The organism is uncultured Kordia sp., from assembly GCF_947489565.1.
GTDB lineage: Bacteria > Bacteroidota > Bacteroidia > Flavobacteriales > Flavobacteriaceae > Kordia.
Map to the genome: position 1 here is coordinate 46,703 of NZ_CANLEA010000029.1, position 14,444 is coordinate 61,146.

Consider the following 14,444-nt stretch of genomic DNA (forward strand, 5'->3'; position numbering starts at 1 on the left):
CTTTTATCCGTCACTTTCTACTTCATTAAATTTTGGCTTCGGTTTTGACTTTGCTATAGAATCTTTCTTTTTATTGGTTCGTGCCAATTTTTTAGATTTTTGAACGGAATCTCTTCGTTTTTGTTCGGCTTCTAATTCTTCTCCAATCTTTTTTCGTTCTTTCGTTAACCTTGCTTGAACCATTCCATAAATCTCGCTATATTTATCTGGATTGGCCGCATAATAATTGTTACTCGTTAAAAACTGCAAGCTATCGGTATCATGCTTTTTGTATAAGTACGTATCCAAATGCATATAGCCTTCTTCCAGCTTTTTTTTGTTAACTCCTTTGATAGAATTCACCAAAGTCACATCATATAAAATTGCTGCCATTTTATCTTTTGACAACAAATTATCTGGTTTTGGAATCGTCTCTTCTTTACAAGAAACAATTGTTAATACTACAATTAATAAGCAAGCTATATATTTTTTCATCTGTTAAATTCTAATTGTTTTCCGTAGCGTTTCTCCGCAAATTTCCCTTCATGATACGCCAAACTACCATTTAAAAACGTATGTGTAATGGTGCTATCTAGCGTGACACCTTCAAATGGCGACCAACCACATTTATACAATACGTTGTCTCTAGAAACCGTGTAAGATTTCTCTAAATCAACTACTACCAAATCTGCATAATATCCTTCTTTGATAAATCCTCTGTCTTTCACTTGAAACAGACGCGCTGGATTGTGACACATTTTTTGTACAATTTTCTCCAACGAGATTTTCCCTTGTTTATGCGCCTGAATCATGGCGTTTAATGCGTGTTGCACTAACGGTCCGCCAGATGGAGCACTTGTGTATGGATTGTCTTTTTCTTCTAAGGTATGTGGTGCGTGATCGGTAGCAATCACATCAATACGATCGTCCAATAAAGCTTCCCATAATTGATCTCTGTCATTCGCCGTTTTTACCGCAGGATTCCACTTGATATGCGTTCCTTTTTCTTTATAATTTTCATCTGAAAACCATAAATGATGAATACATACTTCGGCAGTAATTTTCTTTTCTTCTAACGGAATGGAATTGTCGAATAAGTTCGTTTCCTTTCCTGTTGATAAGTGAAATACATGCAAACGTGCTCCTGTTTTCTTAGCCAATTCAATGGCTCTTGAAGACGATAAATAACATGCTTCTTCACTTCTTATGATTGGGTGATATTCAATTGGAATATTGTCTCCGTATTTCTCTTTGTATTCAGCTAAATTCTTTCTAATAGTTCCTTCATCTTCACAATGCACAGAAATTACCATATCGGTGCTTGAAAATATTTTTTCTAAAACTGCTGCATCGTCTACCAACATATTTCCTGTAGAAGAACCTAAAAATAATTTTAGTCCCGCAACTTGTGTCGTATCAACTTTTAAGATTTCGTCTAAATTGTCATTTGTACCACCAAACATAAACGAATAGTTAGCGAAAGATGTTTCTTTGGCAATGTCTAACTTTTCTTGAAGCTTTTCAATCGTAGTGGTTTGCGGTTTTGTGTTTGGCATTTCCACAAACGAAGTAATTCCTCCTGCAATGGCCGCTCTCGATTCCGTTCCAATATTGGCTTTGTGTGTTAATCCTGGTTCTCTAAAATGCACTTGATCGTCGATCACACCCGGAAAAATATGCTTTCCTGCAATATCAATCACTTCATCCGCTTCTTCGGAAAGATTCGTTCCAATTTTTGCAATTCGTTCTCCTTCAATTAAAATATCAGCCGTTTTTACTTCGACTTCACTTATTATTTGTGCGTTTTTTAGTAGTATTTTATGCATTGCGTTTTGTTTTAGTAAACATACTTCTAACTTTCATTTTTATAATTCCGAAAACTGCTTCCGAAAATATAGAACTGTCCATTTTAGATTCACCTTTGGTTCGGTCGGTAAAAATAACCGAAACTTCTTTGATATTGAAACCTAATTTCCACGCTTTGAATTTTAATTCAATTTGAAATGCATAGCCTACAAAACGAATATTATCCAAACCAATTGTTTCAAGTACTTTTCTACGATAACAGATGAATCCTGCTGTAGTGTCATGAATGCGAATTCCTGTAATGAAGCGCACATATTTTGATGCAAAATAGGACATCAACACACGATTCATTGGCCAATTGACAACATTTACACCTTTTACATAGCGCGAACCAATAGCCACATCAGCACCTTCGTTTTGACATGCTGCTAGCAAACGAACTAAATCTGCTGGATTGTGTGAAAAGTCAGCATCCATTTCAAAGACATATTCATATTCGCGTTCCAAAGCCCATCGAAAACCGTGAATATAGGCAGTTCCTAAACCTGTTTTGGCTTCTCGTACTTCTAAGAATAATTGTGTTGGGTATTTTTCTTGAAGTTCTAGAACTTTTTTGTGAGTTCCATCAGGAGAATTGTCATCAACAATCAAAACATGGAAGGCTTTATCTTGAGCAAAAACTGCTTCAATAATAGCTTCTATATTATCAATTTCGTTATACGTTGGTATGACTACAATTGCGTCTGACATTTTCTAAAATTAGGGTAATACCAAATAAACTTTAAAATAACCGATAAATTTGTTTCTATTTCCTTTATATTTTCAATATAAAACAGAACCGTAACTAAGGCTGTGCTTATATTTTCTATTTCATCTAAAGAAACTATAATTCAAATTTTACATCAATCATTTTAAAGCTTATTTGGCATAACAAAAGTACACAAATTATAAGTTCTTTGCCTGTCTATAGTATTTTGTCCTAAATTTTTATGTATTATTTAACATACTTACTAATTTTACCGAATGTTATCTACCGTTGAAAGAAGTATCATTTCTAAAGATTGGCTCACATTGTTGTTTGTAACCACATTGTGCTTGCTGGTAGTGACACGCTTTTTATTTCGAAAAAAGTTCGCTTTCTTTTTAGCTTTTCTGTTCTCTAACAAATATCAAAATCAGGTAGAATCTAAGCAAGAAAACCTCATTAACGGGTTTACTTCGTTGCTTTTTTGTGTACAAGTTATTTCGTTTTCTATCTTCGGATATATTGCGGTTACCTTCTTTCGTCCGTATCTTATTGATGCGCCTTATTTATTTATCAAAATCATCTCATTTATGGTGTTTTTCATCATGATTAGATACATTTTTGAAAAAATCATGGCTGTTATTTTAGATATTGAAGGATATATTAATGCCTATAATTTTCACAAAATTAACGCTCGAAACCTATTTGGCTTGTTCTTAATTCCTATCAACTTAGTGCTTGTTTACTACGATTATAAGAATAAGATTATATTTTTCTCAGTAATTTTTATATTTTTTTCCTATAACCTCATTGTATTATTTCTTCTACTAAAGAATTATCAAAAATTGATTATCAGCAAGTTGTTTTATTTTATTTTGTATCTTTGCGCACTTGAAATTGCCCCTTATTTAGTTATCTATAAATTATTAATTGAATAACGCGACATAAAACACAGGTTTATGAAAGTAAAAACCATTTTAGTTTCTCAACCGGAACCAAAAATTGAGAACTCACCATACTCGAGGCTTATTGATAAGCAAAAGGTGAAAATTGATTTTAGACCGTTCATACACGTTGAAGGTGTTAGTGCAAGAGATGTACGTCACCAAAAGATAGATTTGACAAAGTTCACAGCTATCATTTTAACCAGTAGAAATGCTGTTGATCACTTTTTTAGAGTAGCAGAAGAAATGCGCTTCAAAGTACCTGACACTATGAAATATTTTTGTCAGTCAGAAGCCGTAGCTTACTATTTACAGAAGTATGTGGTATACAGAAAGCGTAAAATTTATGTAGGTAAACGTACGTTCCAAGAGTTGTCTCCGCTAATTAAAAAGTACAAGGATGAATCATTTTTGTTACCATCTTCAGATGCTTTGAAACGCGCAGTACCAGAAACTTTAAATTCATTAAACATTACTTGGGAGCGTGGAATTTTTTATAAAACTGTAGTAAGCGACTTATCTGACTTACGTGATGTGTATTATGACATTTTAGTGTTCTTTAGTCCATCAGGAATTAAGTCTTTATTGGCAAATTTCCCAGATTTTGAACAAAATGACACACGTATTGCTGTATTTGGTAATTCAACTATCAAAGCAACTACAGAAGCAGGTTTGCGAGTAGATATTAAAGCGCCAACACCAGAAACGCCATCAATGACTATGGCATTAGCAAAATACATTGACGAAGTGAATAAGAAATAATTACTTTATATTATAACAATTAAAAAAGCGTATATCCATTACAGATATACGCTTTTTTGTTTTTGGGTTGGTTATAGTATTGTAAACTGAGAATCTCCTCAAGAGAAGAGATTCTTAATTTTTTCTTTAGAATCCATATCGTTGTGGTCCACCTCTTCTTATTTCTTCACTAGCATACGATTCAAACTTTTTAAAGTTTTCTCTAAATGCATTTGAGAGTTTAAATGCTGTTTCATAATACTTTTGATCATCATTCCAGGTTGTTCTCGGGCTCAATATAGAATCTGGCACACCAGGACATCTTCTTGGTTGTGCTACTCCAAAAACAGAATGTATATGATAATCTTCATACGTATAGTTTCCTAAAGCGCCATCTAAAACAGCGGCAATCATTGCTCTGGTATATTTTAAAGCCATTCTTTTTCCTACACCATATTGACCACCAGACCATCCTGTATTCACAAGCCATACATTTACACCTGCTTCTTTCATTTTTTCACTTAACATTTCAGCATACGCTGTTGGGTGCAATGGCATAAATGGCGCTCCAAAACATGCAGAAAAACTTGGTACAGGCTCCGTAACTCCAGCTTCAGTTCCAGCAACTTTAGCCGTATATCCAGAAATAAAGTGATATGCTGCCTGACTAGGTGTAAGCTTTGAGATAGGAGGCAATACTCCAAAAGCATCTGCCGTTAAGAAAAATATATTTTTAGGATTTTTCCCAATAGATGGTACTTTTATATTGTTTATGTGGTGAATAGGATAACTCACACGTGTATTTTGCGTGATGGAAGTATCATTAAAATCTACATTTCCGTTGTCATCAATAATAACGTTTTCAAGAATTGCTCCTTTTTTGATTGCGCGATAAATATCTGGTTCTTTTTCTGCGCTTAAATCGATCACTTTCGCATAACAACCGCCTTCAAAATTGAAGACTGTGTTTTCGTTTGTCCAACCGTGTTCATCATCACCAATTAACTGACGTTCAGGATCTGCTGATAAAGTTGTTTTTCCTGTTCCTGACAATCCGAAGAAAATAGCAGTATCACCATCTTTCCCAACATTGGCACTACAGTGCATTGGCAAAGTGTTTTTAAATACTGGAAGAATAAAGTTTAATGCAGAAAAAATTCCTTTTTTGATTTCTCCTGTATATCCTGTCCCACCAATAAGTGCAATTTTCTTTTCAAAGTTTAAGATTGCAAAATTGTGTTGGCGCGTTCCGTCGACTTCAGGATTAGCCATAAAGCCTGGCGCATTTACAATAAGCCATTCTTCTTCAAATCCGTTTAATTCTTCTTCTGTTGGACGCAAAAACATATTGTGTGCAAACATATTGCTCCAAGGATACTCATTTACGACACGAATATTTAGCTTGTAATTTTCATCTGCACAAGCATATGCATCACGTACGTATACTTCCTTTTCAGATAAATATGCAACCACTTTATCGTACAATTTATCAAAAGCAGCTGGCTCAAAAGGAATATTGATGTCTCCCCACCAAACTTTATCTTCTGTGATGCTGTCTTTCACTATAAATCTGTCTTTAGGGGATCTTCCTGTAAACTCTCCTGTATTTACTGAGATAGCTCCAAAAGAAGTTTCAGTACCTTGTCCTTTAAGGATTGTTTCATCATGCAATTGGTCTGAGGAAAGTTGGTAGTGTGCTTTCGCATCCTTGATTCCGTATTGATTTAACGAAATCGTTTTCGTTGAGGAGGTGTTATTCGTCATAACTTATAACTCTTGTTGTGTTTTTTTGTAAAGGGCAAAAGTATAAATATTTTTATAGATTATCCTTTTTTAACTGATTTTCTCTGTTTTAAGTTTGAAAAAATTAATGATAAGAACAATCCAGCCTGCAATTAACAAAGCTCCACCAATTGGTGTAATGAATCCAACCGATGAAATATCCACGGAAGTCACGTCTTTAGTAGCCAAAAGATAAATAGAACCTGAAAAAAGTATAATTCCCCACAATACAAACACATAGATCAAACGTTGCATTTTAGGTGAGATAAATGTAGAGATTCCAACAAATAATAATAAAAAAGCATGATACATTTGGTATCGCACACCTGTTTCAAAAGAATGAATTTGATCGGCATTGAGCACTTTTTTGAGTCCATGTGCCGCAAAAGCACCTAAAATAACAGCCAAACATCCAAGAACTGCTCCCGTAATTAATATTTTTTTTCTCATAAAATCGCGAAGTTATTTTTATAAATGTAACATTTTGCTACATTCGTGTTATATTTGTCATTTTACAAAATTACGCAACAAAACCCAACTATGCGAAACATTTTAATTATTGGTGCAGGAAAATCTGCTTCGTACCTTATTAAATATTTTTTAGATAAAAGTCATACTGAAAATTTACATATTACTGTTGGAGACATCAACATTAAAAATGCTCAAAAATTGGTTGGAGACCATGAGAATGCCTCTGCCATTTTGTTAGACGTTTTTAATGCCGAAAGTCGCAAAGCTGCCATTCAAGAAGCTGCTATTGTGATTTCGATGCTTCCTGCGCGTTTTCATATTGAAGTAGCAAAAGACTGTGTTCACTATGGAAAAAACATGGTGACAGCTTCCTATATCAGTAAAGAAATGCAAGCACTTGATGAAGCCGTGAAAGAAAAAGGCTTAGTGTTTATGAATGAAATTGGTGTTGATCCAGGAATTGATCACATGAGTGCCATGGAAGTCATTGATCGTATTCGCGATAATGGCGGAAAAATGATTTTGTTTGAATCTTTTACAGGCGGATTGGTTGCTCCTGAAAGTGACACAAACCTGTGGAACTATAAGTTTACATGGAATCCAAGAAATGTAGTATTGGCCGGACAAGGCGGAACTGCAAAGTTTATTCAAGAAGGAACTTATAAGTATATACCTTATAATAGACTCTTCCGCAGAACGGAATTTTTAAGCGTAGAAGGTTATGGAAAGTTTGAAGCCTATGCCAATCGCGATTCTTTAAAGTATAGAAGCGTGTACGGTTTGGACGATATTTTGACCTTGTATCGTGGAACTATCAGAAGAGTTGGATTTTCTAGAGCATGGCAAATGTTTATCATTTTAGGAATGACGGACGATAGTTATACCATTGAAAATTCTGCCGAAATGAGCTATCGCGATTTTGTAAATTCATTTTTACCTTACAGTCCAACAGATTCTGTAGAGTTGAAAATGCGCCACAATTTAAAGATCGATCAAGATGATACACTTTGGGAAAAATTGTTGGAATTAGATATTTTTAATCCGCATAAAAAAGTAGGTTTAGACAATGCCACGCCTGCACAAATTCTTCAAAAGATATTGATGGACAGTTGGACATTGGCTCCAGAAGACAAAGACATGATTGTAATGTATCATAAGTTTGGATATGAGTTAGGTGGCGAAAAACATCAAATTGACTCTAAAATGGTGATTTTAGGAGAAGATCAAACCTATACAGCCATGGCAAAAACCGTTGGATTGCCTGTTGCTATTGCTGCTTTGAAAATTTTAAACGAAGAAATCACGACACCTGGTGTACAATTGCCAATTACCAAAGAAGTATACGGACCAATTTTAAAGGAATTGGAAGATTACGGTGTGCGATTTAAGGAAGAAGAAGTACCTTATTTTGGGTATGACCATCATGTAGTTTAGTTGTTGAATCTTGGTTACCAGCTGCTAATTGTTAGTTGCTGGTCAAGTATTTACTGACTGTTTTTTTTTCAAAGCTTAAGTTTTGTTGGTTCACTTTTGTGGATTTTTGCTGCTATCGAAACACATTCGTTAGATGAAGCGAGATTTGATTGAGAGCTACTTATGTTGACGAACATGATATTTTTATAAAACTTCAATTGTAAAGCAAATTTGTTTGAAAAATATCAATTTTTCTTGAAAGATCATTTTCTAGTTTAGATTTAAAACAAAAACCTGTATTTTAGACTTTCATTTGATAAATAGCTCATATATGAAAGTGATTAATGAACAAATAGAAATTGACGGAATTGACAAAAAGATTCTTCGTGCTTTAATGAAAGATGCACGAACACCTATTTTGAGCATTGCGCGAAGCATCGGTATTTCTGGCGCAGCTGTACATCAACGGCTTCGAAAACTGGAAGATGCAAAATTAATTGTGGGTTCTAAATTTGTCATTAATCCAAAAGTATTAGGCTACAAAACCATGGCGTTTATTGGCGTGTATTTAGACAAAGCCATGCGAAATCCGGACGCAGTAAAAGCTTTAGATCAAATTCCTGAAGTAATGGAAAGTCACTACACCACTGGCGACTGGTCGTTATTAATCAAGATTTTATGCAAAGATAACGAACACTTGATGCACATTTTGAATCATAAAATTCAAGCCATTAAAGGTGTTTCACGAACAGAAACTTTTATTTCTTTAAATCAACAAATTGATCGACAGATTAAAGTGTAATCATAGCGTTCACTTTAATTTTACAGAAACTAAAAATGTGTGTGAAAACTTTTCACCATTATCCAGCAACTCAGCTATGTGAATTTTCATTTTTCCATCAACAAGCATTTTTTCAATGGGCGTTATTGTAAAACGAAATTCGTCTTTATCTATTTGATTCGATCTTATTCCTGCTCCAACAATCGAAAGTTTCTTATTGTTGATATTTTCTGTATCAAAACGTGCTTTGGTTGGTTTTCCAACAACTAAAGAAGTAGCATCATTTTCTAACACCATTGTTATTTTCTTACCTTGTTTTTCAAAACTTAAATCTGACTGAAGCTTATTCCCACAACTCACCATCATCAAGGCAATAATTCCCAAAACAATGTGATCTAAGGCCTTACTTTTCATTTTAAAGTACATTTGAAACTATCTTCTGTTTAGATATTTCGCAAAGTATAGCAAAGTTGCCAACGAACCTAAAGCTGCAACAACATAGGTTCTTGCTGCCCATTTGAGCGCATCTTGCGAACCTGCATATTCTTCCTGCGTTACCATATTTTTATCTTTTAGCCAACGCAATGCTCTGTTACTTGCATCATATTCTACAGGCAATGTTACAAAACTAAACGCTGTTCCTGCGGCAAACATGATCAATCCAACAATTAGAATATTTCTTCCTATGGGTGAATCTCCGGCTGCTTGCTGACTTGCCATCATGGCAATTCCTCCATAAATAACCCATTGCGAAAACTTAGACGCTATACTTACCAAAGGCACCATTTTAGAGCGCATTTGCAGCCATTTGTAGGCTTTAGCATGTTGAATAGCATGACCTACTTCGTGTGCTGCTACTGCCGCTGCCGCTGCGTTTCGTTGGTGATATACTCCTTCACTAAGACTTACGGTTTTAGTTGTTGGATTGTAATGATCGGTCAACATTCCGCGTCCTGCAACCACTTTTACATCTCTAATTCCGTGATCGGCTAACATTTTTTCTGCAATTTCGACACCGCTCATTCCATTGCGTAAATGTAGTTTTGAATAGTGCGCAAATTTGCTTTTGAGTTTATTACTCACAAACATACTTGCCAACATTATTGCTCCTGCCAGAAGCATATATCCACTTGAAAACATATTTTTTAATTTAAATTATTTAACTCAAACACCATTGCTATGTGTTCTTGTTCTGAAAGTAATTATTCTATTTTAGAACTATACATTTCAATGCTCATTTATTAAACTTTACGATTAAAAATACAAAAACCTCGCCAAATAGCGAGGTTTCTTTTTGTATGAATTTATGTCAATTTCTTATTTAATCGCGAACTACCTTACGCAATGCAGCTTTTTGAATGATGGTTGTATGATAACTAGTCACTGCTAATTTTTCATCGCCTGTATTTCGTGCACCTGCTTTTTCCGTTACTGAGATAGAGAAAAATACACGTCCGTCATTGTTAAACTCCACACGACTGTGCAATATTCTGTTATTCAACTCAAACGTACTAAATAAAGTTTGTCGCATATAATTGGCTCTCAACACTATTCCGTTGTTTTCATCTAAATCGTATAATCCTTTTTCAGGATCCACCACAACTAAGGTATACTTTCTTTCGTCTTTTTTGTTGGAAACAATGTATGCCATTGTATAAGAATACTTTTTTGGATCTTCTGTTGGTTTGATAACCAATTCCATTGGAACATTTTGTATGACACCAGAAGCATCAGCAATGGATAAATTTCCAGCATACGTTCCTACATATTCTTTTGGAAACGCATATTCTGTTGGAAACTCTTTGTCTTCAGAGCTTTTCCCATCACGTTCTTTTACTTCTTTTTTTTGCGCCATAACCGTTGTAGTCATGCAAACAAGCGCTATTATAAAGAGAAATTTTTTCATTTTTATACGTTTTTTGTTGCGGTATGAAGTTACACGATTTCGTATTAACTATTATCATACCAAACTTTAGCATTTTTATCCTACTATATTAATAATTTTTCCTGGAACTACAATTACTTTTTTAGGAGTTCTTCCGTTTAATTGTGCTTGCGTACGTTCGTCTTCCAGAATAATTTTCTCGATTTCTTCTTTAGATAAATCTAGTGATAATTCTTTTTTAAAGCGCATTTTTCCATTGAACGACACTGGATATTCCTTTGAACTTTCTACCAAATGCTTTGGTTCAAAAATTGGGAATTTGGCTGTTGATATAGAACCTTCATTACCTAAACGTTCCCATAATTCTTCTGCAATATGCGGTGCATACGGAGAAACTAAAATCGTTAACGGTTCTAAGATTTCTCTGCTACTACATTTTTGTGCTGTGAGCTCATTAACACAAATCATAAAGGTACTTACTGATGTATTGAACGAGAAATTTTCGATGTCTTCTTCTACCTTTTTGATCGTTTTGTGCAATGTTTTTAAATTGTCTTTTGTTGGTGCAGCATCCGTAACTTTAGACACACCTTCTTCTCCAACATACAACTTCCATAATCTCTTTAAGAATGCGAAAACACCCGAAATTCCTGCGGTATTCCAAGGTTTTGCTTGTTCTAATGGTCCTAAGAACATTTCAAACAAACGTAGACTGTCTGCTCCGTATTCTTCGCAGATATCATCTGGATTAACTACATTATATTTTGATTTGGACATTTTTTCGACTTCACGCGAGACTTTAAATGTTCCATCTTCTTCGCTAATGAATTTTACATCTTTATAATCTTCTCCAAATTCACTATCAGACTTTAAATCTTCAATATTTAACTCATCAGAAAAATTAACATAATCTATTTTTACATGATTCTTATAATAATGCTTATCAGGTCTAACCATGATCTTACCATCTAGTCCAAGTTCTTTAATATCATTCAAAACAGGACTTAACAAATCTTTATTCATTTTCTTCCGAATCTCCATATGAGCAATTTCTTCCTTAGGCAAGGATCTTTCATTTGTTTCATTATATGAGCTTCTAAAATATTTTATCAATTCACTAGAAAAATATTTGTCTTTTATTATTGCATACTTATTTTCTAAATATTCAACATTTTTTTTATCCTTTTCGTCTATTGAACCTAAAACAGTTGCAAATTTAAAACCAACTCTATGAACAAAAGCACTCGTCCCCAAAATCATTCCTTGGTTGATCAACTTTTTGAACGGTTCATCCACACCCACAAAATTTCTGTCTTTTAAGAATTTCACCCAAAAACGAGCATATAATAAGTGTCCGGTTGCATGTTCGCTTCCACCAATATATAAGTCTACATTTTCCCAGTATTTTAGTGCTTCCTCACTTGCAAAGTCTTCTGTTCTTGCCGCTTTTTCCATATAACGGAAGAAATACCAAGAACTTCCTGCCCAACCTGGCATCGTGTTTAGTTCTAATGGGTAGATTCCGTTGTCCTCAGTGGATTCCGCATCAGGTGCGGAATGACAAAGATCATTTGACACTACTGTATTCGTATTCGTATCCCAAGCCCAAACCTCAGCGTTTCCTAATGGTGGTTCGCCAGTTTCGGTTGGCAAGTATTTTTCTACTTCTGGTAATGTAATTGGTAAATGTTGTACATCTATCATTTGTGGCATTCCATTTACATAATATACTGGAAATGGTTCTCCCCAATAACGCTGACGTGAGAAAACTGCATCACGCAAACGATAGTTGATTTTTCCTTTTCCAAAACCACGTTTTTCCATTTCGTAAATCACGGTTTTCATCGCTTTTTTATACGTTAAACCGTTTAGGAAATCAGAGTTTGCAATTTTTACACCTTCTTTTTCACTATACGCTTCTTCAGAGATGTCTACATTTTCAAAGATGTTCGGAATGTCTAAACCAAAGTGATTGGCAAAGTCATAATCACGTTGATCTCCACAAGGAACTGCCATTACGGCTCCAGTTCCGTAGCTTGCTAGCACGTAATCACCAATCCAGATTTGTATTTTTTCTCCCGTAAACGGATGTACTGCATACGCACCTGTAAAGACTCCTGAAATGGTTTTCACATCGGCCATACGTTCACGCTCACTTCTTTTGGAAGTTGCTTCTCTATAGTTTTCAACCGCTTCTTTTTGATCGGCAGTTGTAATTTTTGCTACTAAATCGTGTTCTGGTGCCAACGTCATAAAACTTACACCATAAATTGTATCTGGTCGTGTGGTAAATACATCAATATTTGCATCGTGTCCATCAACTTTAAACGTCACCATAGCTCCTTGTGAGCGACCAATCCAGTTGGTTTGTGAATCTTTTAAAGGTTGTGGCCAGTCAATTGTGTTCAAACCGTCTAACAAACGTTGTGCATACGCGGAAATTCGCATGCTCCATTGCGTCATTTTTTTACGTATTACAGGATGTCCTCCACGTTCAGAAACTCCATTGACAATTTCGTCATTTGCCAACACCGTTCCTAAAGCTGGACACCAGTTTACTTCTGTTTCTGCCAAGTACGTAAGTCTGTATTTTAGTAGTATTTCTTGTTTTGTTTTTGAATCGTAATTTGTCCATTCTGCGGCAGCGAACACCGCAATATCATCATCACAAACAGCTTTTACGGTTGCGTTTCCTTCCGCTTCAAACTTCGCGATAAGCGTATCTACATGTTCTGCTTTGTCTGTTTCGACATTATACCACGAATTGAATAATTCGATAAAAATCCACTGCGTCCATTTGTAATAAGCTGGTTCAGAGGTACGTACTTCTCTACTCCAATCAAATGAGAATCCAATTTTATCCAATTGTTCACGGTAACGCGCAATATTCGTTTTTGTGGTAATTGCTGGATGCTGACCAGTTTGAATAGCGTACTGCTCTGCTGGCAATCCGAAACTATCATATCCTTGCGGATGCAATACGTTGAATCCTTGATGACGCTTGTAACGCGCATAGATATCTGAAGCAATATAACCTAATGGATGACCAACGTGTAATCCTGCTCCTGAAGGATAAGGAAACATGTCGAGCACATAATATTTTGGTTTGTCAGAATTATTTTCGGCATGAAATGTTCCGTTTTCTGCCCAATATTTTTGCCATTTGGCTTCAATTTCGTTGAAATTGTACTTCATCTTGATTGCTTTTAAAGAAGCGCAAATTTAGTGGTTTTTTGTTTATTGTTGATTTGTATTTTGTTTATTTGTTGATTCGACGTGATTTCAGAAGTTAAACTTTTAAATCTATAAACTTTTAAACTTCTTTTTTACAGGTTTGTTAGTTTGTTATTTGAGCGTAATCTGTTAAACTTATAAACCATTAAACTTCTTAGTTTTCACCACGAATTCACGAATGTTTTTAAGCTTACTCTTGTGAAGATTTGCGCGAATTTTTCTTAGGTGTACTTTTGTTGGCTTATCGGTTTGTTATTTGAACATGAACTATTAAACTTATAAACCATTAAACTTCTTAATTTTCACCACGAATTCACGAATGTTTTAGGTTTACTCTTGTGAAGATTTTTGCGAATTTTTCCTAGGTGCACTTTTGTTGGTTTGTTAATTCATTATTTGAACATGAACTCTTAAACTTATAAACTATTAAGTTTCTTAGTTTTGTCACGAATTCACGAATGTTTTTAGGCTTACTCTTGTGAAGATTTGCTCGAATTTTTCTTAGGTGCACTTTTGTTGGTTTGCCAACTTGTTATTTGAGCATAAACTGTTAAACTTATGAACTATTAAACTTCTTAGTTTTTGTCACGAATTCACGAATGTTTTTAGGCTTGCTCTTCTGAAGATTTGCGCGAATTTTTCTTAGGTGTACTTTTGTTAGTT

General features: G+C 34.8%; 13 protein-coding genes. 4 read left to right on the forward strand and 9 right to left on the reverse strand.

The window, feature by feature from the left end; all coding sequences use genetic code 11:
* Positions 1-3: 3 nt before the first annotated feature.
* From Q0845_RS25510 to Q0845_RS25520, 3 genes are read right to left on the reverse strand one after another with little or no spacing between them, the layout of a single operon-like run.
* Positions 4-474: a DUF4296 domain-containing protein gene (locus Q0845_RS25510; RefSeq protein WP_298520150.1), complete on the reverse strand. Its 471-nt coding sequence runs from the start codon at positions 472-474 to the stop codon at positions 4-6.
* Positions 471-1,805, reverse strand: coding sequence for a dihydroorotase (locus tag Q0845_RS25515; protein WP_298520153.1), 1,335 nt, complete (start codon positions 1,803-1,805; stop codon positions 471-473). Before Q0845_RS25515 ends, Q0845_RS25510 begins: the two co-directional genes overlap by 4 nt.
* Complete coding sequence (locus Q0845_RS25520; RefSeq protein ID WP_298520156.1) at positions 1,798-2,535, reverse strand: polyprenol monophosphomannose synthase; 738 nt, start codon at positions 2,533-2,535, stop codon at positions 1,798-1,800. Before Q0845_RS25520 ends, Q0845_RS25515 begins: the two co-directional genes overlap by 8 nt.
* A gap of 273 nt (positions 2,536-2,808) precedes the next feature.
* On the opposite strand from Q0845_RS25520, the gene Q0845_RS27910 reads away from it, so the two are divergent.
* Together Q0845_RS27910 and Q0845_RS25525 are read left to right on the forward strand one after the other, a co-directional pair.
* Positions 2,809-3,468, forward strand: coding sequence for a DUF4271 domain-containing protein (locus Q0845_RS27910; protein ID WP_367180691.1), 660 nt, complete (start codon positions 2,809-2,811; stop codon positions 3,466-3,468).
* Positions 3,469-3,489: 21 nt separating this feature from the next.
* Positions 3,490-4,236, forward strand: coding sequence for a uroporphyrinogen-III synthase (locus tag Q0845_RS25525; protein ID WP_298520159.1), 747 nt, complete (start codon positions 3,490-3,492; stop codon positions 4,234-4,236).
* Positions 4,237-4,362: 126 nt separating this feature from the next.
* Here the strand turns inward: Q0845_RS25525 and pckA are convergent, their stop codons facing one another.
* Together pckA and Q0845_RS25535 are read right to left on the reverse strand one after the other, a co-directional pair.
* On the reverse strand, positions 4,363-5,979 hold the full coding sequence (gene pckA, locus Q0845_RS25530) for a phosphoenolpyruvate carboxykinase (ATP) (protein WP_298520162.1): 1,617 nt from the start codon (positions 5,977-5,979) through the stop codon (positions 4,363-4,365).
* A 69-nt stretch (positions 5,980-6,048) separates the two neighbouring features.
* Positions 6,049-6,447: a DUF423 domain-containing protein gene (locus Q0845_RS25535; RefSeq protein ID WP_298520164.1), complete on the reverse strand. Its 399-nt coding sequence runs from the start codon at positions 6,445-6,447 to the stop codon at positions 6,049-6,051.
* 90 nt (positions 6,448-6,537) lie between these two features.
* On the opposite strand from Q0845_RS25535, the gene Q0845_RS25540 reads away from it, so the two are divergent.
* Positions 6,538-7,902: a saccharopine dehydrogenase C-terminal domain-containing protein gene (locus Q0845_RS25540; protein WP_298520167.1), complete on the forward strand. Its 1,365-nt coding sequence runs from the start codon at positions 6,538-6,540 to the stop codon at positions 7,900-7,902.
* A 310-nt stretch (positions 7,903-8,212) separates the two neighbouring features.
* Positions 8,213-8,683 carry an Lrp/AsnC ligand binding domain-containing protein gene (locus tag Q0845_RS25545; RefSeq protein WP_298520169.1) on the forward strand — a complete coding sequence of 157 codons (471 nt, stop codon included), beginning with the start codon at positions 8,213-8,215 and terminating at the stop codon, positions 8,681-8,683.
* Between the two features lie 9 nt (positions 8,684-8,692).
* On the opposite strand, the gene Q0845_RS25550 is transcribed toward Q0845_RS25545, so the two are convergent.
* From Q0845_RS25550 to Q0845_RS25565, 4 genes are all read right to left on the reverse strand, one after another.
* A complete protein-coding gene (locus tag Q0845_RS25550; protein ID WP_298520172.1) occupies positions 8,693-9,076 on the reverse strand; it encodes a hypothetical protein in 384 nt (127 codons plus the stop codon).
* Positions 9,077-9,094: 18 nt separating this feature from the next.
* The gene (locus tag Q0845_RS25555; RefSeq protein ID WP_298520175.1) at positions 9,095-9,802 is read right to left on the reverse strand and encodes a zinc metallopeptidase; all 708 of its coding nucleotides are present in this window, start codon (positions 9,800-9,802) and stop codon (positions 9,095-9,097) included.
* 181 nt (positions 9,803-9,983) lie between these two features.
* Positions 9,984-10,568, reverse strand: coding sequence for a hypothetical protein (locus Q0845_RS25560; RefSeq protein WP_298520178.1), 585 nt, complete (start codon positions 10,566-10,568; stop codon positions 9,984-9,986).
* A gap of 75 nt (positions 10,569-10,643) precedes the next feature.
* Positions 10,644-13,742, reverse strand: a complete 3,099-nt coding sequence (locus tag Q0845_RS25565; RefSeq protein WP_298520180.1) for a leucine--tRNA ligase — start codon at positions 13,740-13,742, stop codon at positions 10,644-10,646.
* Positions 13,743-14,444: the final 702 nt, after the last annotated feature.